We start from the raw sequence: 25,605 nt of genomic DNA, 5'->3' as shown, positions 1-25,605 counted from the left end.
TGGTCGGCGGGGACGGCCCGCGAACCCCGACGACGATCGTGATCCACGCGCTACACGGGGTAGCGGCGGGGGGTGAAGACGAGCGGGGGGCTGTCAGGGTCGGCGCGGGGGACGAGGCGGGTGGTGGAGGAGCCGATGAGGAGCAGGCTGCGCATGTCGACGACGGACGGGTCGATGTCGCCGAGCGTGGTCACGGTGACCGTCTCGGTCGGGCCGCCGACGTCCCGGCCGATGACGAGGGGGGTGTCGGGGGCGCGGTGGTCGCGCAGGACGGCGAGGGCACGATCGAGCTGGTCGCGGCGGGTGCGTGACGCCGGGTTGTAGAGGGCGAGGACGAGGTCGGCGCCGGCGGCGGCACGCAGGCGGGCCTCGATGACGTCCCACGGCTTGAGCCGGTCGGACAGCGACAGCACGCAGAAGTCGTGGCCGAGCGGCGCGCCGACCCGGCTCGCCACCGCCTGCGCCGCCGTCAGCCCGGGCACGACCCGCACGTCGACGTGCGCGAACCGGTCCTGCGCCGCCGCCTCGACGACCGCGGTCGCCATCGCGAACACCCCGGGATCGCCCGAGGACACGACCGCGACGGCGGCGCCGGCGGCGGCGAGTTCCAGCGCGTGCTCGGCCCGGTCGGCCTCGACCGTGTTCCCCGATGGATGCCGACGCTGCCCGGGCCGTTCGGGCACCCGGTCGAGGTACGGGCCGTAGCCGATCAGGTCGTCGGCTGCGGCGAGCTCGGCCGCGGCCTGCGGTGTCAGCCAGCCCGCGTCGCCCGGTCCCAGCCCGATCACGACGACCTCGCCGCCGGCGCCCCCGTCACCCCTGGCCGACGCGGACGCCGCCCTCTCCACCGAGGTGACGCCGGGCGAGGCGACACTGGGCGCGGCGTCACCGAGCGCGGCCTCACCGGGCACGGCCTCACCGGGCGTGACAGCAGCGGTGAGTACCCACTCGGCCTGGCCCGCGCGCAGCGGGGCCGGGTCGCCCGGGCCGCGGACAGGGCTGGGCAGGACGGCGAGGGAGAAGTAGGGGACGCTCGCCGGGTCCACGTCGGCGAGGGGGGCGACGCGCTGGCCGGTGGTGGTCGCCCGTTCGACATACCAGGTGTCGGCGAGGCGGCCGGCCTCGGTGAACGCGTCGCGGACGCCGGGGAAGGTGCGGCCCATCTTGAGCACGACGGCGGTGTCGGTGCCCTCGATGCGCCGGGCGAGGGTGTCCGGCGGCAGGGTGCCCGGCAGGACGGTGAGCACCTCGTTGCCCTCGACGAGCGGGCGGCCGAGCACCGCGCAGCCGGCGGACAGCGACGTCACGCCGGGGACGACCTCGGTCGGGTAGCGGTCGGCGAGGCGGCGGTGCAGGTGGATGAACGAGCCGTAGAAGAACGGGTCACCCTCGCTGAGCACGACGACGTCGCGGCCGGCGTCGAGGTGGGCGGCCAGGCGCTTGGCGCAGTCCTCGTAGAACTCGTCGATGGCGCCGCGGTAGCCGCCGGGATGGGTGCTCGTCTCGGTGGTGACCGGGTAGACGAGCGCCTCCTCGATCTGGTCGCCGCGCAGGTGGGTGGCGGCGATGCGCCGCGCGATGCTGCGGCCATGCCGGGCGCTGTGGTAGGCGATCACGTCCGCGTCGCCGATGAGCCGCGCCGCCTTGAGCGTGATCAGCTCCGGGTCCCCGGGGCCGACGCCGACACCCCACAGCCGTCCCGCGCCGCCCGCCCCGCGTTCCTCGACGGCGCTCACTCGTCTTCGCTCGCGATCGCGTTGATGGCGGCGACGGCCATCGCGCTGCCACCACGACGGCCATGGACGACGAGGAACTCGCTGCCCGCCGGGTCGTCGGCGAGCGCCCGCTTCGACTCGGCGGCGCCGATGAAGCCGACCGGCAGGCCGAGGATCGCCGCCGGGCGGGGAACGGAGCCGGCGTCGAGCAGCTCCAGCAGGCGGAACAGCGCCGTGGGCGCGTTGCCGATGGCGACGACGGCGCCGGCCAGCCGCTCACCCCACAGGTCGACGGCGGCGGCGCTGCGGGTGGTGTCGAGCTCGGCGGCCAGCGCCGGCACCCGCGGATCGCCGAGCAGGCACAGGACCTCGTTGTCGGCGGGCAGGCGGCGGCGCGTCACCCCGGCGGCGACCATCTGCGCGTCGCACAGCACCGGCGCGCCGTCGAGCAGCGCCGCCCGGGCCGCGGCGACCACGCCCGGGCTGTACGCCAGGTCGTCGACCAGGTCCACCATCCCGCAGGAGTGGATCATGCGGACGGCGACGCGGGCCACGTCGACGGGCAGCCCGTCCAGGCGCGCCTCAGCCCGGATCGTCGCGAAGGACCGGCGATAGATCTCCGCCCCGTCCCGGACGTACTCCGGACGCGGCGTTCCCGCCGCCACCGTCGGTACCGCCGTTCCCGCCGCCGCGTCCACTCAGTCACCCTCCCGTCCGGTCGACGCGCCCGACGTTCCGGCACACGTCGACATCAGTTCCTGCAGCGACGCGGACTCGTGGCGCGACGCCAGCTCACGACTCAGCGCCGCCCAGCGATCCGCGGGCAGCTCCTCGCCGCCGTGTACGCGATAGCCGGACTCGTCCGCGATCACGTCGACGACATCACCGGCCGGACGACCGCACCGCCGAGCGCACGCCGACCAGTGCACCGACGTCGTCGATCCCTGGACGTGGGCGGCATAGCGGGCGGCGTCGCGTCGAACGTCGGCGAGGGCGCGCGCGCAGCCCGGACGGCCGGCGCAACTGGTGACGCCGACCCAACCGGACGCCGGATCCACGACGAGCCCGACCGCCGCCAGCCGAGCGCCGAACCCCTGCGACGCGGACGGATCCAGATCACGCAGGACGACCGTCCGCCACGGGGTCACCACCATCCGACTGTCTCCCGCCGCCTCGTCGGCGATCTCGGCGAGCAGGTCGAGCTGGTCGGCGCGCAGTCTCCCGAGCGGGACCAGCACGGTCAGTGCGTACCGACCATCACTGTGCCGGTGCGGCCCTGGTGTGACAGCCGACGCATCGCCCCTGCTCCGGGCCGCCGTGCCCGCCTGGATGATCTTGATGGTGGCCGCCGGGGGCTCCCGATCGTCCGTGCGTGCGCGGCGGGCAGCGAGCTGGGCGGCGGTGAGCAGGCGGTCGTGGCCGGTCGGGAGTTCGGCGATGCGCCAGGCGGGCGTGTCGCCCGGTGCCGTGGCGGCGAGCAGGTCGAGGAAGGCGTGCGCGGCGGCGAGGATCGCGGGGATGGCACAACGCTCGGGCAGGAGCACAGCCCGCGGCTCACCCGCCACGCGGAGCAGCATACGGCCCGCCGGCAGCGCGATCAGGGTGAGGTCGGCGGGGAGGGCGGCGACGTCGCCGCTGCCGTCATCGAGGGCGAACAGGATCCGGCCGGGCAGCGCGGCCAGCGCGGGATCGGCACACAGGGCGCGGTCCAGGGCCTCGACGAGCGGCGTCACATCCCGCCAGGACGCCACGGCGCGGCCGGACAGCGGCGAGGCGACGATGTTGCGGACCCGCTCGTGGGTGTCCGACGGCAGCAGCCCGGCGGCGCGGGCCCGGGCCGCGAGGATGGTGGCGGCGCCGTCGGCGAGGCCCCGGAGCTGGACGTTGCCGCGGGAGGTCAGCTCCAGGTAGCCATCGCCGAACTCACGGGCGCACGCGGCCAGCGCACGGGCGGCGGTGGCGTCGAGCAGGCCACCGGGCAGGCGCAGCCGGGCGAGGGCGCCGTCCGCGGCCGCGTGCGTACGCAGCACCCCCGGGCAGGCGTCGGCGACGCGCTCGCGCGGACTGGTGGGCACCGGCGGAGCATACGTGCGCCAACCGGGCACCCGCCGGCTGATCGGCGTTCGCGTGACTCACCTGATGCGACGTGCGGCGGCCGGGTCATCGAGGTCGGCAGCTGAGCTTCGCCCCACAGCTCTCACGGTCACGGGCACGGGGCCTTGACAGCTGCCGTTCTTGACAGTCCTGGTGCCCGCTCTGCGATGGTGAGGCGGCCACGAGCGGCGAGCGGCGAGGAAGTCCGGTGCGAATCCGGCGCGGTCCCGCCACCGTCACCGGACAGCGAACCTCGACGTACGGCCACTGACGCGGGCGGCGTGCCCGCGCTGGGAAGGCCTGAGGGGAACGTGCGCGGCGCGGCTTCGTCCTCGAAGCCCCGCGGCGCGGATCCGGGAGCCGGGATACTCGCCTCGCCCGCGACGGGCACGGTCCGTCCCGCCATGCCGTGGTCCGGGGCGCCGTCCGGCACCGGCCGGCTGACGCGGGGGCGCGGATCCCCGGGAAAGGCACGACCATGACCCCTGCCCAGACGCCCCCCGTCCAACCGTCACCCGGCGAAACGTCACCCGGCGAAACGTCACCGGCCGAGAGCCTGGCCGCCCCTGCCACGCCCGCCGGCGAGCTGGACGCGACCGTCCTGCTGTTGTCGACGTCGGACACCGACCTGCTCTCGGCGCGTGCGAGCGGTGTCCGCTTCCGGCTCGGCAATCCGGCTCGGGTCGACGTCGCGGACCTCGCCGCCCTGACCGACGGCGTCGACGTCGTCGTGGTGCGCATCCTCGGCGGCCGGCGGATGTGGGAGGAGGGGCTGGACGCGCTGCTCGCCGGCCCGCGGCCGGTGGTCGTGCTCGGCGGGGAGCGTGCCCCGGACGCCGAGCTGATGGCGATCTCGACGGTGCCGGCCGGGATCTGCGCCGAGGCGCACGCCTACCTGGCCGAGGGCGGCCCGGCGAACCTCGCTGAACTGCACCGCTTCCTCGCCGACACGCTGCTGCTCACCGGCGGCGGATTCGCCCCGCCGATCACCACACCGTCCTGGGGCGTCCTCGACCGCCCGGCCGCCGCGACTCGCGACTCCGCCGCCGCGCCCCGGCCCATGGCCGCGTCCAAGCTCGCGGCCGAGCCCGTTGCCACACTCGGGACCGGGACCGGGACCGCCAGCCCCGTGCCAGTGATCGGGATCCTGTACTACCGGGCACATCATGTCGCTGGCAACACGGCGTTCGTCGAGGATCTGTGCGCGGCGGTGGAACGGGCGGGCGGGCGGGCACTGCCGGTGTTCTGCGCGTCGCTGCGCGCCGCGGAGCCGGGGCTGCTCGAGGTTCTCGGCCAGGTGGACGCGCTGGTCGTCACGGTGCTCGCCGCGGGTGGCAGCCAGCCGGCGGCGGTGGGCGCGGGCGGCGACGACGAGGCCTGGGACGTTGGTGCTCTGGCAGCCCTCGACATCCCGATCCTGCAAGGGCTGTGCCTGACCGGCGGCCGGGAGGCGTGGGCCGGCTCGGACGACGGCCTGTCCCCGCTGGACGCGGCCACCCAGGTCGCGATCCCCGAGTTCGACGGCCGGCTCATCACCGTCCCGTTCTCCTTCAAGGAGGTCGACGAGGACGGCCTGACCAGCTACGTCGCCGATACGGAACGGGCCGACCGGGTCGCCGGCATCGCCCTCGCCCACGGCCGGCTGCGCCACATCCCACCGGCGCGGCGCCGGATCGCGCTGATGCTGTCCGCCTACCCGACGAAGCACGCCCGCATCGGTAACGCGGTCGGCCTCGACACCCCGGCGAGCGCCGTCGCACTGCTGCGGGCGATGCGCGACGCCGGCTACGACATCGGCCCCGCCGACGGCCCGGACGCGCTGCCGGGCGTGGCGGCCGGCGACGGCGACGCCCTCATCCACGCGATCATCGCCGCCGGCGGGCAGGACCCGGCGTGGCTGACCGAGGAGCAGCTCGCCGGCAACCCGGTGCGCATCACCGCCGCCGCCTACCGTTCCTGGTACGCCACGCTGCCCGCCGACCTGCGCGAGGCCGTCGAACGCCACTGGGGCCCGCCGCCCGGCGACCTCTACGTCGACCGCTCCCACGACGACGACGGCGAGATCGTGCTGGCCGCCCTGCGCGCCGGCAACGTCGTGCTGCTCGTCCAGCCGCCGCGCGGCTTCGGCGAGAACCCGGTCGCGATCTACCACGACCCGGCCCTGCCGCCGAGCCACCACTACCTGGCCGCCTACCGCTGGCTGTCCGCCCCTCCCACGGCCGACGCCGACGCCGACGTTACCGGCGCTGGTGCTGGCGCGGCCGCGGTCGGCAGCGGCGCCACCGGGTCCGGCGGCGGGTTCGGCGCGCACGCGCTCGTCCATCTCGGCAAGCACGGGACGCTGGAGTGGCTGCCCGGCAAGACGGTGGGGATGAGCGCGTCCTGCCCGTCGGACGCGGCGCTCGGCGACCTGCCGCTCATCTACCCGTTCCTGGTCAACGACCCCGGCGAGGGCACGCAGGCCAAGCGGCGCGCGCACGCCACCCTCGTCGACCATCTCGTCCCGCCGATGGCCCGCGCCGAGAGCTACGGCGACATGGCCCGTCTGGAACAGCTGCTCGACGAGCACGCGTCGATCGCCGCGATGGACCCGGCGAAGCTGCCGGCGATCCGCGCGCAGATCTGGACGCTCATCCAGGCAGCCCGGCTCGACCACGACCTCGGCCTCGCCGACCGCCCGCACGACGCCGAGTTCGACGACTTCCTGCTGCACGTCGACGGCTGGCTGTGCGAGGTGAAGGACGCGCAGATCCGCGACGGCCTGCACGTCCTGGGCCTCGCCCCGACCGGCGAGGCCCGGGTGAACCTGGTGCTCGCGATGCTGCGCGCCCGCCAGATGTGGGGCGGCACGCACAGTCTTCCCGGCCTGCGCGAGGCCCTCGGCCTCACGGAGGACGCCGGCGCCGCCACCCGCGCCGACGTCGACGCCACCGAACGCACCGCCCATGCCCTGGTCACCGCCATGGAGCGGCACGGCTGGAACCCCGACGCCGTCCCCTCCGCCCTGGACGCCGTCCTGCCCGAGCCCGCGGACCTGCAGGCTCCGGACGAGCGGCGGGAGGCCGTGGGCGCGGTGCTGCGGTTCGCGGCCACGGAGATCGTGCCGCGGCTGGCCCGCACCACCGACGAGATCACCGGGGTTCTGCACGCCCTCGACGGCGGCTACGTGCCGGCGGGGCCGAGTGGTTCGCCGTTGCGCGGGCTGGTCAACGTGCTGCCGACCGGCCGCAACTTCTACTCCGTCGACCCGAAGGCCGTGCCCAGCCGGCTCGCCTGGGAAACCGGCCAGGCGATGGCAGCCTCGCTGCTGGAGCGCTACCGCGCCGACACCGGGCGCTGGCCCGAGTCGGTCGGCCTGTCCGTCTGGGGCACGTCGGCGATGCGGACCTCCGGCGACGACGTGGCAGAGGTACTGGCCCTGCTCGGGGTGCGGCCGCTGTGGGATGACGCGTCACGCCGACTGCGTGGTCTGGAACCCATCGACCTCGCCGAGCTCGGTCGCCCCCGCATCGACGTCACCGTGCGCATCAGCGGCTTCTTCCGCGACGCGTTTCCCCACGTCGTGGCGATGCTCGACGACGCGGTCCAGCTTGCCGCCGGCCTCGACGAGCCCGACGAGGACAACTTCGTCCGCGCCCACGCCCGCGCCGACCTCGCCGTCCACGGCGACGAGCGGCGCGCCACGCTGCGCATCTTCGGCTCGCGACCCGGCGCGTACGGCGCGGGCCTGCTGCCGCTCATCGACAGCCGCAACTGGCGCGACGACGCCGACCTCGCCGAGGTCTACGCCACCTGGGGCGGCTACGCGTACGGCCGCGGCGTCGAGGGCACTCCCGCCCGCGAGGACATGGAGACCGCCTACCGGCGCATCGCCGTGGCCGCGAAGAACGTCGACACCCGCGAGCACGACATCGCCGACTCCGACGACTACTTCCAGTACCACGGCGGCATGGTCGCCACCGTCCGCGCGCTGACCGGCCGCGCCCCCGCCGCCTACATCGGCGACAGCACCCGCCCCGACGCCGTGCGCACGCGGACCCTGAACGAGGAGACCTCCCGGGTGTTCCGCGCCCGGGTCGTCAACCCGCGCTGGCTGGCCGCGATGCGCCGCCACGGCTACAAGGGCGCGTTCGAGATGGCCGCCACCGTGGACTACCTGTTCGGCTACGACGCCACCGCCGGCGTGGTCGCCGACTGGATGTACGAGCGCCTCGCCGAGACGTACGCCCTCGACGCCGACAGCCAGAAGTTCTTCCTGGAGTCCAACCCCTGGGCGTTGCACGGCATCGCCGAACGCCTGCTGGAGGCCGCCGCCCGCGGCCTGTGGGAGCACCCCGAACCCACCACCCTCACCGCCCTGCAGGAGCTCTACCTGCGCACCGAGGGCGACCTCGAGGACGGCGGCACCACGGCCGACCGCTGAGGGCAGCGGCGCGTCCGGCGCGCGCCGTCAGCACCCTGCGGGCCCATTGATGGGGATGGACCGCGTTGCGCGGAACGCCGGAGGCGGGTGCGGAAAAACGCCGGAGGCGGGTGCGGGAAACGGAGCGCCGGATGCGGGTCCCGGCTCGGACGCAGGCCCCGGGCCCAGTCGATCGGGCCGGGTCGGCGGTCCCCATTGCGGGTGCCGGCAGTACCCCGGGCGCGGGACGTCTGGCCCGCCGGGTGGGTGCCAGCCGGTTCCCGCAGGCAGGCAACGGCACGGTTGTCGCCGAGGTTCACCGTGGGGCAGGACGGTCCGGCCTCCGACCGGGTGTGCCCTGTAGGGGACAACAGGCCTGGAAGAGGGAAAATGGGCAAGGTGCGGACCACTCTTCTGCTTGTGGGCGCCGAGGCCGGCATGCGGCGGGACCTCGTGCCCGCGCTGATCGGCGAGGGCTACGACGTCGACGTCACCCGGTCAGGTGAACAGGCCCTCGCCCTGCTCGCCGACCGACCGGCGCACCTCGTGCTCAGCTGCCTGCCGCTGCCGGCCGGTTCGGCCCTGCCTCTCGAGTCAGACCTGCCCTTCGAGCCGGCCCTCCACCTCGAGCCAGACCCCTGCCTCGAGCCAGACACCCGCCTCGAGCCAGACCCCTGCCTCGAGCCACACCTCCGCCTCGCACCGGACGACCTCGACGCGGCCCGCCTCGACGAGCTGGTCTACGGTCCGGCCGGCGCGCCGTCCATCGACCGCCTGGCGGACCCCGCGGACCTGGCGGAGGACGAGGCGACCAGGCCAGCGCCCGACGCCGAGGCCGGCGCGCGGGCCGAGGCAGGGGCTGGAGCGGAGATGGACGGTCTGGAGTTCTGCCGCCGGCTGCGGGCGGCCGGCGACGTGCCGCTCGTCATGGTCGCCGGGCGGTCCGCACCGGCCGACGTCGTCGCCGGTCTGGAGGCCGGCGCGGATGATCACGTCACCGCGCCGCCGGTGACGGCGGAGGTGCTCGCCCGGCTGCGCGCCCTGCTGCGCCGGGTGCATCCCGACCGGGTGGCGGCGAGCGGACTGAGCGTCGGTGACCTGCAGATCCGCCCGGCGGAGGGGATCGTGCGCCGGCGTGGTGAGGACCAGCACCTGACCCGCACCGAGTTCCGGCTGCTGTGCGAGCTGGCGGTCGCCGGCGGACGGGCGGTGTCCCGCAAGCAGCTGCTGGAACGGGTCTGGGGGTACGACTACTTCGGCGGGGCGCGGATGCTCGACGTCCACGTCCGCCGGCTGCGCCGCAAGCTGGAGATGGACCCGTCCGCGCCGACGCACATCCTCACCGTGCGCGGGATCGGCTACCGCGTCTGCTCCGCGCAGGACTCCCCGACGCTCGATCCCTACCGGTTGACCAAGGACATGTCGGGGTAGCGGGCCCCGGTGACCGCCTCACCGGCGGCGGCGAGGCGGGCGGACTCGTCGGCGGTCAGGGTGACGGCGGCCGCGGCGACGTTGTCCTCGAGGTAGTGGCGGCGCTTGGTGCCGGGAATCGGCACGATGTCGTCGCCCTGGTGGTGCACCCAGGCCAGGGCGAGCTGCGCCGGGGTGACCCCCTTCTCGGTGGCGAGCTTCTCGATCTCGGCCACGACGGCGAGGTTCGCGTCGAGGTTCTCGCCCTGCATACGCGGCATCCCACGGCGGAAGTCGTCGGCGGCCAGGCTCGCGTCGGAGCGGACGGTGCCGGTCAGGAAGCCGCGGCCCAGCGGGCTGTAGGCGACGAAGCCGATGCCGAGTTCCCGCAACGTCGGCAGGATCTCCGCCTCGGGCTCCCGCGACCAGATCGAGTACTCGGTCTGCAGCGCGCTGATCGGCGCGACCGCGTGCGCCCGGCGGATCGTCGCCGGGGCCGCCTCGGACAGCCCGAGGTAGCGCACCTTCCCGGCGGCGACGAGCTCCGCCATCGCCCCGACGGTCTCCTCGATCGGCACGGTCGGGTCGACCCGGTGCTGGTAGTACAGGTCGACGTGGTCGACGCCGAGCCGGCGCAGCGACCCGTCGCAGGCGGCGCGGACGTACTCGGGCCGACCGCTCACGCCGCGCACGGTCGGGTCGGCCGGGTCGCGGACGATACCGAACTTGGTGGCAAGCACGACCTGGTCGCGGCGATCGGCGATCGCCCGGCCGACGAGCTCCTCGTTGATATGCGGCCCGTACATGTCGGCGGTGTCGAGCAGTGTGACGCCGAGGTCGAGGGCCCGGTGGATCGTCGCGACGGACTCCGCGTCGTCTCCGGCGCCATAGAACTCGGACATTCCCATACAGCCCAGGCCCTGCTGAGCGACCCGCAGGCCCTGGCTGCCAAGTGTGACCGTGCGCATCAGCGAGCGATCCTCTCCTGGTAAAAAGCGATCTTGTAGTCGATGAGCGCAAGATTGCGCTGGACCTCGTCCAGTTGCTCAAGCACCCGGCGGCGGTGCTCGGTGAGCAGCGCGAGCCGCTCGGGCTTGGAGCTCTCCCCGGCGCTGGCCAGCCGCGCGTAGCGGGCCATCTCCCGGATCGGCATGCCGGTCAGGCGCAGTCTGGTCAGGAACGTGACCCACTGGACGTCGTCCTCGGTGTAACGGCGGTGCCGGGAGCTGGCCCGCGCGACCGGGTCCCGCATGAGCCCCGCACGCTCGTAGTACCGCAGCGTGTGGACGCTGACCCCGGTCGCCGCCGCGGCCTCGGCGATCGTGAACGAACCGGGGTCGTCGGTGCCCCCACTCCCAGCCCCGTCCTCGATGCGGGCCGGGAGAGGCTGGCAGATCGGCGATGTCCGCGTCGCGGGCACTTCGAGCGTGGCCATGCCCCAACGCTAGAACCTGGAGCACGCTCGAAGTCAATCGCAGAGGCGGCGACCCGGGTGGCCGCCCGGGTCAGGCGGTCACCCGGGGCTCAGCCGAGCACGGCGCCGGCGAGCGCGGCCGTGGCCAGCAGCCGGGGCGTGCCGGTCCCGGCGGCCGGCGCGGACCACAGGTCGGTGCCGTAGTCGCCGGGCAGGGCGTAGGCGATGGTTCGATCGTCGAGCCACAGCGCCTGGTCGTCGACGTCGCGCCCCTCGGCGAGCGGCGTCTCCCGCATCGTGCGCAGATCGAGGACGGACAGGCGCCAGGGGGCGTCCTTCGGCAGCCCCGGCACCCGCTTCTTGAACGCCAGCCTGGTCCCGTCCGGCGACAGTGACGGGCACTCCACATTGCCCCGCAGCGTCGTCAGGGTGCGGGCGGCGACCTCCCCGCGCACCAGGTACGTCTGCCCGCCGGTGGCGAGGGTGGCGAAGAAGTGGTCGTCGTCGGCGAACGTCACCCCCCAGACGTTCACGTCCGGGGCGCGGAAGGCTCGACCGTCGCGAACGATCCGGTAGGTCTCGAGGTTGGTGTCGAGGTGCCCGGTGCGGGTGTCGAGGATGGACGACCGGGTGGAGAAGGTCCCGTCGGCGTACGAGTCGCCGCTGACGAAGACCGTCCACGCGGCCATCCGCCCGCTCGGGGAGACCCGGGTGCGGGTGGGGATGCCGCCGACGGCGACGCGCCGCCGCTCGTGCAGGTCGGCGTCGAGCACCACGGCCTGGTAGCTGTCCCCGACGATGCCCGGCACCCGCCGCAGGCACAGGCCCGTGCCCGCCGCCGCGTGGAAGCGCAGACAGCGCACGCCCGACGACACCCGCGCCGCCCCCGGGTCCCCCACCGGCGCGACGACCAGCTCGTCGCGATGCGGACCCCAGGCCATGCTGCGGACCACCAGCCGCCGCGGCGGCGCACCGGTACCGGTCGCCAGCCGGACCTGGCCGGGATGGATCGGCGGTCCACCCGCCTGCTGGTCGTCGCGGCGGGCCGCCCGGTCCGAGGCGTGCACGACGGCGGCCGTCCCGACCCCCGCGAGCACCACGAGGACGGCGGCCAGGACCGCGAGCCGGGCTCGGACACTCATGTCGCGGAGCCCGGTGCCGGGGAGCCCGGTGCCGGGGAGTCGGGGCGCAGCGCCATGGCCGCGGCCACGGCGGCCAGCAGCGCGCCCGCCGCGGCGGCGACCGCGGCCCGTTCGCCCCAGGCCGTCCAGGCGGCCCCGAACAGCAGCGAGCCGGCGAACCGGGAGCCGGCCTGACCCGTCTGGACCAGGGCGAGCCCGCTGGAACGCAGCCGCTGTGGGACCGAGCCGGCCGCCGCGGCCATGAGCACCCCGTCGGTAGCCGCGTAGAACGCGCCGTGCAGGGCGAGCACGACGGCGGGCAACGCGCCCGCGGGCAGCACCCCGGCAGGATGGGGAGCGAGCAGCAACCCGTACGCGGCCAGCAGCAGGCCATGACCACCGACGAACACCCACCAGCGACCGACGCGATCGGCGAGATGCCCGAAGGGGACGGCCAGCAGCAGGAAGGACGCGGCGCTGCCGACCGGCAGCACCGGGAACCAGGCGACCGGCAGGTCGACGTCGGCACGCAGGACGAGATAGAGGAAGGAATCGCTGACGGTGGCGGCGCCCAGCACCAACGCGCACAGCGTCAGGCGCCGCAGCTCGGCCTGGCCCAGCAGCCCGAGAACGGCCCGTGTTCCCGCCGCCCGCGCGGCCGCCGCCGCGTCCGGGGCAGCCATCGACTCGGCAGCCATCGACTCGGCAGCCGGCGTGCCGACCGCGGCCTGCCGGTGCGGGCCGGTGTCCGTCCCCCACCGCGCCGCGCGTCCGGGGACGAACAGCAGGAGCACGGCCACCCCGGCCGTCGCGACGCAGAAGCTGACGGTGAACACCGCGTCGAACCCGTCGACCGACGCCCGCAGCACGACGAACGCGGCGAGCGGCCCGAGCAGCGCGCCCGCGGTGTCCATCGCCCGGTGGACGCCGAATGCCCGGCCCCTCGTCTCCGGCGCCGCGGACAACGAGATCATCGCGTCCCGCGGGGCCGTGCGCAGCCCCTTGCCGGTCCGGTCCACCGCGAGCACGGCGGCGATGGCCGGCAGGCCGCGCGCCACCAGCAACGCGGGTTTGCACAACGCCGACAGGCCGTACCCGAGCACGGCCACCGTCTTGTACCGCGAGCCGCGGTCGGCCAGATGCCCGCCGACGAGGCGGACGGCCGCGGACGCCCCGTTGTAGATGCCGTCGAGCAGACCGAAGCCGAGCGGGGACAGTCCCATCTCGGTCACCAGGTACAGGGGCAGGACGGCGGTGACCATCTCGGCGGAGATGTCGGTGAGGAGGCTGACCGTCCCGAGCACGAGCACGGTCGCCGGCACGGCCCGCCGGGCGAGCCGGGGGGCGTCCCCGACTCGACCGGCGGCGCGGGTGTCCGCGAGATACACGAGCGACTAGCTCCAGATGCCGGTGATGTCGGACGCGCTCGACGCGTTGCCGGCGTGGGTGGTCAGCCCGCTGAGGTCCTCCAGGGTGCGCAGGAGGTTGTAGTGGTTGTAGGTCGTCGCCGAGCTGCTGCCCGCGGTCACGTGCTGGCCGTAGATCACGGTCGGGATGTGGTTGCCGCTCAGCGAGTTGTCCTCGTCGAAGGTCACCACCAGCAGGCTGTTGTGGGTCTTCGCCCAGGTGGCGTAGGCGCCGAGCTTGCTGCTCACCCAGCTGTCGCCGGTGCTCACCGAGCAGTCGTGCATGTCGTTGCACAGGTTCGGGACGACGAAGGAGACCTTCGGCAGCGTCGTGTAGTCGGTGGGGAAGGCGGTGAAGGTGTGCGCGAGGCTCGTCGGGACGTTGCTGAAGGCGAACCACGGGTTGTGCTTGCGGGCGTACTTCGTCGAGCTGTTCGTGCAGACCGTGGAACCCTCGGACGGCAGGCCCTCGTTGTAGCTGGCGAAGGTCTTCCCCGCCGCGATCAGCTCGGAGCCGAGGTTGGCGGCGGAGCTGAAGCCCGGGGTGTAGCAGCTGTCGCTGGTGACGCCCTGGGTGCCGCCGGAGAACAGCGCGACGTAGTTCGGCTGGCTGGGATGGGTGAGCCCGTAGGAGGCGGTGAGGTTCGCCCCGCCGGCCTTCAGCGAGTTGATGTAGGGGGCGCTGGACGAGCCGATCACCTGCGAGTACGCGTGGTTCTCCAGCATCACCACGACGATGTGGTCGGGTGTGGGCAGGGACGCGGCCCGCGCGGCAGGCGCGAGGACCCAGGCCCAGAGCAGGGCGACCGCGCAGGCGGCGGCGCCGAACGAACCCAGTGCCAGCCGCGAACGCCGGGCATGGGTGACTGCGGACACATGTACCTCCGGAAGCCTCAGGGGAGACAGCGCGGGCCCTCGCTGAAGATCCCCGCAAGGCTAGGGGCGCCGGTGTGGCGGCGACAGAGTCCGCGGGGGGTCGAGCAGGCGAACAAGCCCGCTCGGTGTCGACCACCGCCGGTCACCTGCCGATAATCTGCCTGGCGTCTCCTGGCGGCTCCCGGCGGCTCAGTGCACGTCCCAGTGCTCCGGGTCGAGCCGCAGCCACCGGTCGATCTCCGCCCGCCACCAGATCCGGGTACCGCTCCAGGTCGGAGTCCGGTTGACCACCGCCGCCGGGGCCGGCGCCGCCGGATCCACCCGCAGCCGGTGGTCGACGGCCTGGCGGGTCAGGCCGAGCGCGCGGGCGATGTCGCCGGAACCGACGAGCAGCGGTAGTTGATCCACGTCTGCCGACGTTAGCCAATCAAGCCCATCACGCGCCCCCGGAGCGAGTACTTCCCTTACACCGCTGGGCGTCGCTCTGGGGCTTGATCCGCGCGCCCCGGCCCCAGGTGCCCCGAGTCTGCGCGTTGGGCTGCCCGGTCTCGCCGGCATGTGCTTGGCTGATCACGCATCGCGAAGTTGGACGGGCCCGGCGCACGAGGCGGCGGGCCGCACGGAGACGGAGAACAGTGGGCATCGATCTCGCCAAGGGCGCCAGCGCGGCCCTCACTGACACGACGGCCGCCCTCACGCACATCACGGTCGGTCTGGGCTGGGATCCCAATCGTCCGGGCGCCGAGGAGTTCGACCTCGACGCGAGCGCGATCGCCCTGCAGGACGACGGCCGGGCGCCCGGGCTGACCTACTTCGTCTACTACAACAACCTCAGCACCCCGCGCGGGGAGATCGTGCACCGCGGCGACAACCTCACCGGCGAGGGCGCGGGCGACGACGAGCAGATCCAGGTCCGGCTTGACCTGCTGTCCAGCGCGATCACGCGGGTCGTGTTCCCCGTCAGCATCCACAACGCCGACTACCGGCGCCAGAGCTTCGGCGACGTGCGCGGCGCGTACATCCGCGTCGTCAACGCGGAGACCGAGACCGAGCTCGTCCGCTACGACCTGTCCACGACCGCGGCGCGGGACACCTCCATGCTCTTCGGCGAGCTGCTGCGCGCCGCGGACGGCTGGCACTTTCGCGCCCTCGGCGAAGGCGGCGTCGCCGACCTCGCCGAGATAGCCCGCTCCTACGGCCTCGCCGTCTAACGCCACGCGCCACGCGTCGCGTCCGTTTTGTCCCCCTGTTCGCGACACGGGTCGCCGTGACGCTGCCGTGACGCTGCCAAGCCCCGCCGCGCGACGATGACCATGAAGATCACAACCCGGCATACGGCTGCCGAAGCTCGTTCTCCGCGGCGTCGGCCTTGCACCTGACGTCGGGTCAGGAGCGACGGTGGATCCATGACCGCCCCCACACCCGTCTCCGACCATGACCACCATCTCGGTGACAGCGACAGAGACAGCCACAGCCACAGCCACGGGTCGCGCACCTGGCGGGTCGGTGAGCTCGCCGCCGAGAGCGGCCTGACGGTGCGCACCCTGCATCACTACGACCGGATAGGCCTGCTGCGGCCGTCGCGCCGCGGCCCGGGCGGCCACCGCCGCTACACGGCGGAGGACGTCGCCACGCTGTACCGGATCGTCGCGTTGCGGCAGCTCGGCCTGCCCCTGGACCAGATCCCGGCGGCCCTGCGCGCCGGCGACCCGCGCACGCTGCTCGCCGACCAGCTTGACCACCTCGACAAGCACATCGCCGCCGCGCAGCGCCTGCGCACCCAGCTGTCCGCGGTGCTGACGAACCTGCGCGGCCGGGAGGCCCAGCCCGACGTCGACGACCTCGTCCGGCTGCTGCGCGGCACGACCGACGTCGAGCAGGCGGTGGCCCGCCAGCTCACCGACGCCCAGCTCGAGGCCCTGCGCGCCCGGCACGCCGAGCTCGGCGAGCGGGCCCGCCACGCCGTCGCCGTGGAGCTGCCCGAGCTGTACCTGCGCGCCCAGGCCGAACTCGACGCCGGCACCGACCCAACCGATCCCCGTGTACGCGTGATCGTCGACCGCATCGACGAGGTCAGCGCCGAGCTCAGCGGCGGTGACGACGCGGCGAGCGCCCGGACCCGGGCCGCCTGGGCCGACCAGGGCGGCTACCGGGAGCTCAGCGACTACGTCGCCCGCGCCCGGTCCAGCCGCGCCTGACCGCCCAGCCCCGCCGTCAGTGCGGAAGGCAGCCGCAAGGCGGCCGCGTCGCGCGCGGTCAACGGACGCGGCGGCGCAGGGGCAGACGGGACGACCGGGGCTGGAGGGCCTGGCGGGGCTGGCGGGCCTGGCGGGGCAGGCGCGGTGGGGCAGCGGGCGGGAGCAGGCCGGAGCGGCCGAGCTCGCCGGGCACCGGTTCGCGGCGGGCCTGGATCAGGCGGCGCACGTAGGCGGCCGCGGCGAACAGCACCATGAGGTCGTCGACGAGGCCGATCGGCCCGAGGGGGACCTCGGGGACGGCGTCGACGGGCGAGAGCAGGTAAAGGATGCTCCCGATCGCCGCCGCGGCCCCGCGCAGCGGCACCTCGTGGCGCCGGAACACCACGAACGCGACCCCGGCCAGCACGACGCCGACGGCCACGACCACACCGAGGCCGATGAGCAGCCCGGTCCCGACGTCACCCATCATCCACTCCGTTCCGCGGTCCGCGGTTGCGTGATCTCCCCCGGGATGCCCGGTTCCGGGGCGGGTCGAACATCGACTGGCCCACCAGTGACGGCCGACGGTCTGTCGCGCGGCGGACGACGCCAGGACGCACCGGTTGCCCCGACAGCCGGACAGGTCCCTCGCGCCGCGGGTACGCTTTCATCGTGCCCTTCGCGGAGTCGCCGGCGCGCAGCGGTCGCCTGATGGCCGTGAGCGATGTCCACGTCGGCTATCCGGACAACCGGCGGATCGTCGAGGCGATCGAGCCGGAGTCCCCCGACGACTGGCTCATCCTCGCCGGTGACATCGCCGAGCTCGCCGCCGACATCACGGCGATCTGGCGGCTGTTCGCCGAGCGGTTCGCCAAGGTCATCTGGGTGCCCGGCAACCACGAGCTGTGGACGGCGAAGCAGGAGACCATCCGGCTGCGCGGCCAGGCCCGCTACGAGTATCTCGTCGAGACAGCCCGCGACCTCGGGGTGATCACCCCGGAGGATCCGTACCCGGTGTGGACGGGTGACGGCGGGCCCGCCGTCGTCGCGCCGCTGTTCGTCCCGTACGACTACACCTTCCGCCCCGGCGGTGTGAGCACCAAGGCCGAGGCTCTGGCCCTCGCCCGGGAGACCGGCGTCGTCTGCACCGACGAGTGGCTGCTGCATCCCGACCCGTACCCGACGATCGACGCGTGGTCGCGGGCCCGCGTCGCGCTCACCGCCGAGCGCCTCGCCACGCTCGACCCGGCGATGCCCACGGTGCTCGTCAACCACTGGCCGCTCGTGCGCCAGCCCACCGACGTCCTGCGCTACCCCATCTTCGCCCTGTGGTGCGGCACCACCGCCACCGCCGACTGGCACCGGCGTTTCCACGCCACCGCCGCCGTCTACGGTCACCTGCACATCCCCCGCACCACCTGGTACGACGACGTCCGCTTCGAGGAGGTCTCGATGGGTTACCCGCGGGAACGGGTGGCGTGGGAGGCCTACGGCCGGCCCTTCGCCGGCCCGCGGCAGATCCTGCCCTACGTCTCCGAGACGACGGGGTCGCCGGAGGGGTCGGGCGGCGCGGCGGCGCGCGGGCAGGCCGCGCGGCCGGTGGGGCGGGGCTGACCGCGGTGCTGGCGAGTCTGCTGCCCGCCTCGGCGGTCGCGGTCGAGGCCTTCGAGGACGACCCGGCCGCGGTGCTGTTCCCCGAGGAGTCCGCGCTGCTCGCCCGGGCCGTCGACAAGCGGCGCCGGGAGTTCACCACCGCCCGGGTGTGCGCGCACCGGGCGCTGCGCGAGCTCGGCCTGCCGCCGGCGCCGATCCTGCCCGGCCCGCGGGGCGCCCCCGGCTGGCCGGCGGGGGTCGTCGGCAGCATCACCCACTGCGCCGGGTACCGGGCGGCCGCCGTCGCCCGGGCGGGCGAGCTGCGCACGATCGGCATCGACGCCGAACCCAACGAGGCTAATCCGCGCGGCGTCACCCGCGAGATCACCGTGCCGGCCGAGGAAGGGTGGCTCGCCACGCTCACCGAGACCAGACCGTCCGTCCACTGGGACCGGCTGCTGTTCAGCGCCAAGGAGTCCGTCTACAAGGCGTGGTTCCCGCTCGCGCAGCGCTGGCTCGGTTTCGAGGACGCCGCGCTCACCGTCGACCCCGGTACGGCACCCGTCACCACGCCCGCCGGGGGCGGCGGCTCGGCACCCGACCCGGCCCTCGTCCCGGTGCTCGTCCCGGCACCCGGTGCGACGTCGGCGCCCGGGACGCGGGCCGAGGGCACGTTCACGGCGAAGCTGCTCGTCAGCGGCCCGACGATCGACGGAGCGGAACTGACCGGCTTCGACGGCCGCTGGCTCGCCGCGGGTGGCCTGCTGATCACCGCGATCACCGTCCCCCACCTCGACGGCACGCCGATGCCGGCGGTGGGCTGATGCGCCGGCGCGGGCGGCGGCTGCGCCCGACGGCCCGGTACCGTCCCGCGGGCCGCACCGGCCCCGGCTCACATCCCGCCGGGCGTCGACCCCGCACCAGGGGGGTCGGAGGGCGTAAGCCGAGGTAGGAAGGGCTGTGCCCATTCCTGAGTACGTGCTGACGCTCTCCTGCCCGGACCGGCGCGGCATCGTCGCCGCCGTCTCGGCCTACCTCGCGGGCGCCGGCGGCAACATCGCCGACGCCGCCCAGTTCGGCGACGCCGACACCGGCCGCTTCTTCATGCGCGTCCACGTCGTCGCCGAGGAGCCGGGCGTGACCGCGGACTCGCTGCGCGCCGGTTTCGCGCCGGTGGCCGAACGGTTCGCGATGGACTGGCAGCTCCACGACCTCGCGATCCGCCCCCGGGTGCTGGTCCTGGTGAGCCGCTTCGGCCACTGCCTCAACGACCTGCTCTACCGGCACCGCTCCGGTCTGCTCGATGTCGACCTCCCGCTGGTCGTGTCGAACCATCCGGACTTCGCCGCGCTCACCGCCTCCTACCGCATCCCCTTCCGCCACCTGCCGGTCACCCCGGACACCCGCGACGCGCAGGAACAGGCCCTGCGGGACATCATCGCCACCGAGCGGATCGACCTCGTCGTCCTCGCCCGGTACATGCAGATCCTCTCGCCGTCACTGTGCGAGCTGCTGACCGGACGGGCGATCAACATCCACCACTCGTTCCTGCCGAGCTTCTCCGGCGCCCGCCCCTACCACCAGGCCCACACCCGCGGCGTGAAGCTGATCGGCGCGACCGCCCACTACGTCACGGCCACACTCGACGACGGCCCGATCATCGAGCAGGACGTCGTCCGCGTCAGCCACGCCGACGGCCCCGACCGCCTCGCCGCCCTCGGCCGCGACGTCGAATGCCGCGCCCTCGCCCGCGCCGTGACCTGGCACGTCGAACACCGCATCCTCATCAACGGTCACCGCACCGTCGTCTTCGCCTGATCCGCGCGCTGGTCCTGGTCCGACGGGCTCTCGGCGATCTGGTCGAGCAGGGTGGCGGCGATGCGGATCAGGTCGACCTCGGCGTCGGTCAGCGCGTCGAGGGCGCGGGCGAGCCAGGCGTCGCGGTGGGCCATGTCGCGCACGAGCGCGTCGCGGCCCACCTCCGTGATCGTCAGGACGGCGGCGCGGCGGTCGTGCTCGCCGGGACGCCTGCTGATGAGCCCGGCTTCCTGGAGCTCGGCGAAGGTGCGGGACAGGGACTGCGGCTGGTGCCGTGCGGCCGTGGCGATGTCCTTCGGGGTGCTCGGGCCGAGCCGGTAGAGGTGGCTGAGCACGGTCAGCTTCGTACCGTTGAGCGCTCCGGCCGGCCGCTCTGCCCGTAGCCGGCGCCCCAGATGCGTCACCGCACGCCGCGCCGCCGCCGCGCTCTCCTCCCGACTCGTCGCCATGATTATGAAGCTATCACGTACTATCTTGCCGACCTCACCCTCCAGCTAAGCCCGTCGATGCAGCGCGACCAGGGACGGCATTCGGTTCATCATGACGAGTATCTTGCGCGACGATTCCACCGTGCTGGGACGGCTGTGGTCACGAGTCGGCGGACGGGCGGCCGAACCGTGGCCCGTGGTGCTGTCGACGACGGGTGCGGTGCTGGCGACGTTCGGCACCGTGCTGGAGCTGCGTTCGTGGACCGGGGTGGGGTCGGGCGCTGTCGTCCTCGGCGTGGTGCTGGCGCTGACGCTCGGCCGGGTGCGGCGGCGCACCGACCGCCGCTCGCCCGCGCCCCGATGGCTGCCGGTAGTGGTGACGCCGGTGGTGGCGCTGCTCGCGAGCGAGATCGCCGAGCTCACCAAGCGGCACCGGTCCGCCGGCGAGGCGCTGTTCGCCGTCGTGATCAGCGGCGCGATCTGGGTCCGGCGGTTCGGGCCGGTGGCGGCCCGGGCGGGCACGCTGGCGACGCTGCCGTTCATCGCGTTGATCATCACACCGGTCCCACCGGACGCGCGGGGCATGACCCGGCTTGCCCTGGTCGGGATCGCCCTGATCGCCGTCGCGTGGGTCACCCTCGCGGGCGCCGTCGAAACCCGCCTGCGGCCGTCGACGGCCGCACCGCCGCCAGCCGCGGCGCCGCGGCCCACTCCCGCGCCGGCCGTGGCACAGGCGGCCGGCGGCGCGCGGCCGGGACGGCGGCTGGCGGCAAGCACCCGGATGGCGGCGCAGATGGCGGTGGCGTTGGGGGTCGCCTTCGTCGTGGGTCGGCATGTGTTCACCCACCACAGCACCTGGCTGGTCCTCACGGCCTACCTCGTGAACAGCGGCAACCGGGGGCGCGGGGACGTCGCCTACCGCAGCGGCCAGCGGCTCGCCGGCGCGGCGGTGGGGACGGCGACGGCCAGCGTCCTCGCCGGCCAGCTGCCCGCCCACGACCGGTGGTCGATCGTGGCCATCTTCGTGCTGCTCACGTTCGGGGTATGGCTGCGTGCCGCGTCCTACGCATACTGGACGGCCGCCGTCACCGGGGTGCTCGCGCTGCTCTACGGCTACTACGGGCAGTCCGGCGCGTCCCTGCTGCGGGAGCGGCTGCCGGCCGTGGCACTCGGCGCGGGCATCGGGCTCGCCGCCGCCTGGTTCGTCCTGCCCGTCCGCTCGGGGGATGTGCTGCGCCGACGGGTCGCCGACGTGCTGGCCGCGCTGACCGACCATCTGGTGGTCTGCCAGACCGGCCGCCGCCGCACCCCACGCACCGTCCCACCCGCGCCGGACGGCGGCATGCGCGCCGCGCTCGGTGAGACACACGCCCAGGTGGAGGCCGCGTTCGACCGCCTCGCCGAGATCGCGCCGACGCTGCGGGCGCACCGGCTGCTGTCCGGGCTCGCGCGATGGCGGCCGGGGCGCTCCGATGCCGCCACCGCGTCCCGGCCACCCCATCCGCACGACGCCGTCGCGGCGTTGCTGGCCTGCCGGGAGCCGCTCGCGGCGCTCACCCGCGACCTCGCCGCCCACGGCGCCCCTCCCCCGCGCTGGGCGGGCCGCGAGATCGCCCGGGTGCGCGGCGCGGTCGTCGAGTCCCGGCGCGCCATGGGCCGGGCCAGCGCGGCGCGACAGGCGGCGGCCGCGTCCCGCTCACGGTTCCGCGGATTCGGGGGGTCGGGAGGGCTCGGGGGGTCGGGAGGGCTCGGTGGACCTGGAGGCGTCGGCCGGTTCGGAGGCGTCGGCAGAGCCGGAGGCGTCGGCAGAGCCGGAGGGCCTGGAGACGTCGCAGGGCCCGCAGGCATCGGCGGGTTCGGGAGGCTCAGGTGGCGTCCGGGAGGGCGACGGCGATCTCTCCGCCGAGTGTGAAGCCGTCGGCCAGCTCCAGGCTGTCCCCGCTCCAGAACCGCCCGGGGTCGTACCAGTTCGGCCGCCGCCCGTGCGGCAGTAGCCCCATCGCCTCGTAGGTGAGGGCGACGACCTCCGCGCAGTAGGCGGTCTCCAGACCCGCCGGCGCGGCCGGATCCTCGGACATCACCGAGGGCGCGGACGTCACCGAGGGCGCGGACGTCACCGGATCCGCCGGCACGGCCGAGTCCGCGGACGCCGCCGGATCCGGGAGCGTCCGCCTGCCCTGCCGACGCTGCCCGGGCCATCGACGGCGCGACCTCTCGGCGACGGCCAGGTGCGGCAGGCGTCCGCGCAGCCAGTGGCCGGCGAGCTGGGCGGTGGTCGGGAAGGGGGTGCCGTCGAGGCGGGCGACAGTGCGCAACGCCGCGTCCTCCTGCTCGGGGCGGGCGCCCGGCAGCAGCTGGCGCAACCAGCCTTGCTGTCCGTAACGGCGGCCCCAGACCTCGACGGCGGCGCGCAGGTCATGCAGCTGCACCCCGCGCTGACGGGTCCCGGACCACAGGTCCGGCAGCGACTTGCCGAGTTCCGCGTGCCAGAGCAGCGGCGGCAGATCCTCGAGGACGATCGCCATACCCACGTGGTTGACGGGGCTGTTCGTCGTCGTCTGGATCATCCGGTCCGCCGCCGTCCGCCCGCGGAACAGCCACAGATCTCCCGTGCGGACCAGCTCCAGGGCCTGATCCAGGTCGATCCGCGTGTCGGGCATGTCTGAAGCATGCCCCAACGGGGCCGACCTCGCCGTAGCTCACGGCCAGGAGTGGGGCGTGGGCGTGGGCGTTGCCGCGGCGGTTCGTGGCACCGTTGCGGCAGGTTCGAGGCGGCCCGTGTCGCCAGATCCGGGGCAAACCGGACAGAGAGCCGCGAGTTCGCGACACGGTGCCGCTGTCCCCCGCGCGTGTTTCCCACCCGAGGGAAGTCCGCCCCCACAAACGGCCTGCGGGGAGGGTCAGCGTCGGCGACGATCTTGGATAGTCTGGCGGGGTGCATCGGGCTCGGTGGGTGAAGCTGCTCGGGGTCGCGGGAGTCGCCGGGGTGGCGGCCACCGGCGTGCTGGTGGCCCGTGACCAGCGCCAGCGCGGCTCCTACTCGCCGGACGAGATCCGCGATCGCCTGCGCGCCCGCCACGCCGCCGCCGGCACCGCCGCCGCGGACGACAGCCCGCGGATCAGGAGCGATGATGGCGTCGCCGACGACGCGGCCGTCACCGAGGACGCGGCCGTCACCGAGGACACTGGCAGCGGCGCGGCCCGTGGCGCGCGGGTGCGTGATGCGGCGGCGGGGCGGTTCAGGAGGCTGGCCAGGCGCCGGCGGCGGTGAGCAGGGCGTCCTCGGGGACGGTGTTGAGAGCGCGGTGCAGGCTGCCGAGCTGCTTGTGGTGCTCGTCGAAGGGGACGGCGACGGTGTGCACGCCGAACCGGGCCAGGACAGGCTCCGTCCACGGCGCGCTCGCCGTCGACACCAGTGCCGCCGGCCCGTCGGCCACCGAACCCTCCGCCGGGTAGCCAGCGCCGTAGCGAGCGCCCGGGGCTGGGCGGGGGTCAGGCAGGAAGAACACGCCGGCGGCGAAGGCGGCGATCATCTCCGGGGCCAGCGGGCAGACGGCGAGTTCGATGCCGCGCAGCGCGTCGACGAGGGCCGTCTCCCGGCCGGCGGCGCCGTCGCTCTCGACGACCGCGGGGCTGTCGAGGCGGTCGGCGGCGACCAGCGCGATGCCCGGCCCGAGGCCCAGCCAGTGGTCGAGATGCGGCTGTTCGGGGCGGCGCAGTTCGTCGCGCACCCGGACGACGTAGGGGAACGCGCCGAGCAGGTACGGGCGCAGCAGGCCCCACACCGCCGGGCTGGTGCCCGCCCCGGTACCGAGGACGGCGACCCCGCCGCAGGTCACGACGTCACCGCCGGCCAGGTAGAGCGGCTCGGGCACCCGTACCTCGGCGGAGCGGCCGCGCAGCCCGCGCAGGATCGAGGCCATCACGACCGTCTCGCGGGCCCGCTCCCGGCGGCGCAGCCGGCCGACGGCCACCGCCCCGCCGAGGTCGACGTAGTGGTCACGGGGGAACATCAGTCCGGCGAGCGGGCGCAGCGCGTAGCTCTCGTCGGGCGCCTCGAGGCCGATGACGCCGCCGCCGGCGCCCGGCTCGAGCAGCAGTCTCGGTTGGCGCAGCACCACCGGGGCGAGCGCCGGCACCGACCAGTCCCGCAGCACGTCACGGGCGGCGAGCAGCCGTGCGTCGTCGTCGGCGCTGACCGCGCGGGCGGCGAGTTCGAGCAGCACCGGCCGGGGCAGGGCGGTGAGCACCTCCGACGGCGCCCGCGGCTCGACGCCGAGCTCGACCAGCGCGGCGCGCACGGCCACCGACTCGGCCGCGGCGCGCACCGGGTCGTACGCCGGCCGACCCGCCCGGAACACGGACGTCTCCACCGGCGCGACGACGGTCGGATTCTGGATGAGAACCGTCGGTCCGCGAGTAGCGGCATTCATATGGTCGATGTCCGGCGGCCGGGTGTCATCCCGGCATTATGCAACCCGGGAACCATCGACCGTTCGACCCGCCCCGCGGCAATCCGCGGAATATTGCGGACCATTAATCGAATCGCGACATTCAGGATTGCGCATTTCAGTGGCCCGCGCGGCAGGTCACATGACGATCTCGCCGACCAGCCAGACACCCGCCATCAGCACGCCGGCCACCAGCTCCACCAGCATGCCGACGCCGAAGGCCACGATCGCCGCCCAGGTGGTGCCCGCGGCGGTCCGGTAGTCGCCGAGGCGGACGAGCTCCGCCACGTAGATGCCGAAGACGCCGCCGATCAGCAGACCGACGACGGGCACCACGAAGAAGCCCACGATCGCGCAGACCACGCCGATCGCGAGGCTCGGCCAGGGCACGCCCCGCCCGGCGGTGGCGCGCGCCGGCAGGACGTACTTCGTCAGCGCGCCGATGACGAACAGGGCCGTCATCAGCGCCAGAACGATCCAGTGCCCGACGCCCTTGCCGTCCGCGATCGTCCACCACAGCCCCGCACCCCAGACGAGCACCAGACCGGGCAGCACCGGCAGCACGACGCCCACCAGGCCGACGGCCATCACCAGGGCCACCGCGACCAGCTCACCGGTACTGATGGCGCACCCTCCTCGCATCCCTACCGCGACGGTACCGGGCGACGGCGTTTCCCGACGTCACCTGACAAACGACCGA

At 74.3% G+C, this 25,605-nt stretch carries 23 protein-coding genes and 1 riboswitch; of the genes, 9 read left to right on the top strand and 14 right to left on the bottom strand.

The annotated features are described in order from the left end of the window. Window positions 1-50: 50 nt before the first annotated feature. From AC6EXY_RS07805 to cobG, 3 genes are read right to left on the bottom strand one after another with little or no spacing between them, the layout of a single operon-like run. Window positions 51-1,736: a precorrin-2 C(20)-methyltransferase gene (locus AC6EXY_RS07805; protein WP_499817110.1), complete on the bottom strand. Its 1,686-nt coding sequence runs from the start codon at window positions 1,734-1,736 to the stop codon at window positions 51-53. After that, complete coding sequence (locus AC6EXY_RS07800) at window positions 1,733-2,413, bottom strand: precorrin-8X methylmutase (RefSeq protein ID WP_499817111.1); 681 nt, start codon at window positions 2,411-2,413, stop codon at window positions 1,733-1,735. The genes AC6EXY_RS07805 and AC6EXY_RS07800 overlap by 4 nt, the downstream gene beginning before the upstream one ends. Then, window positions 2,414-3,790, bottom strand: a complete 1,377-nt coding sequence (gene cobG, locus AC6EXY_RS07795) for a precorrin-3B synthase (protein ID WP_499817112.1) — start codon at window positions 3,788-3,790, stop codon at window positions 2,414-2,416. A 217-nt stretch (window positions 3,791-4,007) separates the two neighbouring features. After that, window positions 4,008-4,179: riboswitch (cobalamin riboswitch) on the top strand. A 108-nt stretch (window positions 4,180-4,287) separates the two neighbouring features. Here cobG and AC6EXY_RS07790 point away from each other — a divergent pair. Both AC6EXY_RS07790 and AC6EXY_RS07785 read left to right on the top strand, forming a co-directional pair. Beyond that, complete coding sequence (locus AC6EXY_RS07790) at window positions 4,288-8,232, top strand: cobaltochelatase subunit CobN (RefSeq protein ID WP_499817113.1); 3,945 nt, start codon at window positions 4,288-4,290, stop codon at window positions 8,230-8,232. 369 nt (window positions 8,233-8,601) lie between these two features. After that, window positions 8,602-9,642 carry a winged helix-turn-helix domain-containing protein gene (locus AC6EXY_RS07785; RefSeq protein WP_243408049.1) on the top strand — a complete coding sequence of 347 codons (1,041 nt, stop codon included), beginning with the start codon at window positions 8,602-8,604 and terminating at the stop codon, window positions 9,640-9,642. Here the strand turns inward: AC6EXY_RS07785 and AC6EXY_RS07780 are convergent. The 6 genes from AC6EXY_RS07780 to AC6EXY_RS07755 form a co-directional block, all read right to left on the bottom strand. Further along, entirely contained in the window at window positions 9,612-10,589 is a 978-nt protein-coding gene (locus tag AC6EXY_RS07780) for an aldo/keto reductase (protein ID WP_101835156.1), read from the bottom strand. The two genes, AC6EXY_RS07785 and AC6EXY_RS07780, sit on opposite strands and share 31 nt — an antisense overlap. After that, complete coding sequence (locus tag AC6EXY_RS07775) at window positions 10,589-11,056, bottom strand: MerR family transcriptional regulator (protein WP_101835154.1); 468 nt, start codon at window positions 11,054-11,056, stop codon at window positions 10,589-10,591. Before AC6EXY_RS07775 ends, AC6EXY_RS07780 begins: the two co-directional genes overlap by 1 nt. Window positions 11,057-11,145: 89 nt before the next feature. After that, on the bottom strand, window positions 11,146-12,177 hold the full coding sequence (locus AC6EXY_RS07770; RefSeq protein WP_101835152.1) for a TolB-like translocation protein: 1,032 nt from the start codon (window positions 12,175-12,177) through the stop codon (window positions 11,146-11,148). Next, window positions 12,174-13,544, bottom strand: a complete 1,371-nt coding sequence (locus tag AC6EXY_RS07765) for an MFS transporter (RefSeq protein WP_243408048.1) — start codon at window positions 13,542-13,544, stop codon at window positions 12,174-12,176. The genes AC6EXY_RS07770 and AC6EXY_RS07765 overlap by 4 nt, the downstream gene beginning before the upstream one ends. Window positions 13,545-13,550: 6 nt before the next feature. Further along, entirely contained in the window at window positions 13,551-14,438 is an 888-nt protein-coding gene (locus AC6EXY_RS07760; RefSeq protein ID WP_207770556.1) for an alkaline phosphatase family protein, read from the bottom strand. A 189-nt stretch (window positions 14,439-14,627) separates the two neighbouring features. Then, window positions 14,628-14,846 (bottom strand): hypothetical protein, encoded by a 219-nt coding sequence (locus tag AC6EXY_RS07755; RefSeq protein WP_101835150.1) that lies wholly within the window; start codon window positions 14,844-14,846, stop codon window positions 14,628-14,630. 227 nt (window positions 14,847-15,073) lie between these two features. Between AC6EXY_RS07755 and AC6EXY_RS07750 the strand changes: the two genes are divergently transcribed. Both AC6EXY_RS07750 and AC6EXY_RS07745 read left to right on the top strand, forming a co-directional pair. Next, window positions 15,074-15,649, top strand: a complete 576-nt coding sequence (locus AC6EXY_RS07750) for a TerD family protein (RefSeq protein ID WP_101835148.1) — start codon at window positions 15,074-15,076, stop codon at window positions 15,647-15,649. A gap of 195 nt (window positions 15,650-15,844) precedes the next feature. After that, window positions 15,845-16,636, top strand: coding sequence for a MerR family transcriptional regulator (locus tag AC6EXY_RS07745; RefSeq protein WP_101835146.1), 792 nt, complete (start codon window positions 15,845-15,847; stop codon window positions 16,634-16,636). A gap of 58 nt (window positions 16,637-16,694) precedes the next feature. On the opposite strand, the gene AC6EXY_RS07740 is transcribed toward AC6EXY_RS07745, so the two are convergent. Beyond that, window positions 16,695-17,102, bottom strand: coding sequence for a YkvA family protein (locus AC6EXY_RS07740; RefSeq protein WP_243408047.1), 408 nt, complete (start codon window positions 17,100-17,102; stop codon window positions 16,695-16,697). Window positions 17,103-17,326: 224 nt separating this feature from the next. Between AC6EXY_RS07740 and AC6EXY_RS07735 the strand changes: the two genes are divergently transcribed. The 3 genes from AC6EXY_RS07735 (at window position 17,327) to purU (ending at window position 20,026) form a co-directional block, all read left to right on the top strand. Beyond that, a complete protein-coding gene (locus AC6EXY_RS07735) occupies window positions 17,327-18,229 on the top strand; it encodes a metallophosphoesterase family protein (protein WP_101835166.1) in 903 nt (300 codons plus the stop codon). A 5-nt stretch (window positions 18,230-18,234) separates the two neighbouring features. Continuing rightward, window positions 18,235-19,032 (top strand): 4'-phosphopantetheinyl transferase family protein, encoded by a 798-nt coding sequence (locus AC6EXY_RS07730; protein WP_101835142.1) that lies wholly within the window; start codon window positions 18,235-18,237, stop codon window positions 19,030-19,032. 136 nt (window positions 19,033-19,168) lie between these two features. Next, complete coding sequence (gene purU / locus AC6EXY_RS07725; RefSeq protein ID WP_101835140.1) at window positions 19,169-20,026, top strand: formyltetrahydrofolate deformylase; 858 nt, start codon at window positions 19,169-19,171, stop codon at window positions 20,024-20,026. Here purU and AC6EXY_RS07720 read toward each other — a convergent pair. Then, window positions 20,002-20,475, bottom strand: coding sequence for a MarR family winged helix-turn-helix transcriptional regulator (locus AC6EXY_RS07720; RefSeq protein ID WP_101835138.1), 474 nt, complete (start codon window positions 20,473-20,475; stop codon window positions 20,002-20,004). The two genes, purU and AC6EXY_RS07720, sit on opposite strands and share 25 nt — an antisense overlap. Before the next feature lie 91 nt (window positions 20,476-20,566). Here AC6EXY_RS07720 and AC6EXY_RS07715 point away from each other — a divergent pair, with 91 nt between their 5' ends. Then, complete coding sequence (locus AC6EXY_RS07715; RefSeq protein ID WP_499817114.1) at window positions 20,567-22,366, top strand: FUSC family protein; 1,800 nt, start codon at window positions 20,567-20,569, stop codon at window positions 22,364-22,366. Here the strand turns inward: AC6EXY_RS07715 and AC6EXY_RS07710 are convergent. After that, window positions 22,320-23,114 carry a hypothetical protein gene (locus AC6EXY_RS07710; protein WP_101835134.1) on the bottom strand — a complete coding sequence of 265 codons (795 nt, stop codon included), beginning with the start codon at window positions 23,112-23,114 and terminating at the stop codon, window positions 22,320-22,322. The genes AC6EXY_RS07715 and AC6EXY_RS07710 overlap by 47 nt on opposite strands. A gap of 293 nt (window positions 23,115-23,407) precedes the next feature. On the opposite strand from AC6EXY_RS07710, the gene AC6EXY_RS07705 reads away from it, so the two are divergent. Further along, on the top strand, window positions 23,408-23,725 hold the full coding sequence (locus AC6EXY_RS07705) for a hypothetical protein (protein ID WP_243408045.1): 318 nt from the start codon (window positions 23,408-23,410) through the stop codon (window positions 23,723-23,725). On the opposite strand, the gene AC6EXY_RS07700 is transcribed toward AC6EXY_RS07705, so the two are convergent. Together AC6EXY_RS07700 and AC6EXY_RS07695 are read right to left on the bottom strand one after the other, a co-directional pair. After that, the gene (locus AC6EXY_RS07700; protein ID WP_101835131.1) at window positions 23,694-24,887 is read right to left on the bottom strand and encodes an arginine deiminase family protein; all 1,194 of its coding nucleotides are present in this window, start codon (window positions 24,885-24,887) and stop codon (window positions 23,694-23,696) included. The genes AC6EXY_RS07705 and AC6EXY_RS07700 overlap by 32 nt on opposite strands. Before the next feature lie 156 nt (window positions 24,888-25,043). Further along, entirely contained in the window at window positions 25,044-25,547 is a 504-nt protein-coding gene (locus AC6EXY_RS07695; RefSeq protein ID WP_243408044.1) for a DUF456 domain-containing protein, read from the bottom strand. Window positions 25,548-25,605 lie beyond the last annotated feature (58 nt).

This window comes from Frankia sp. RB5 (assembly GCF_059816245.1).
Note: the sequence above shows the minus strand (reverse complement) of the source record. Positions and strands in the feature narration are given on the sequence as shown.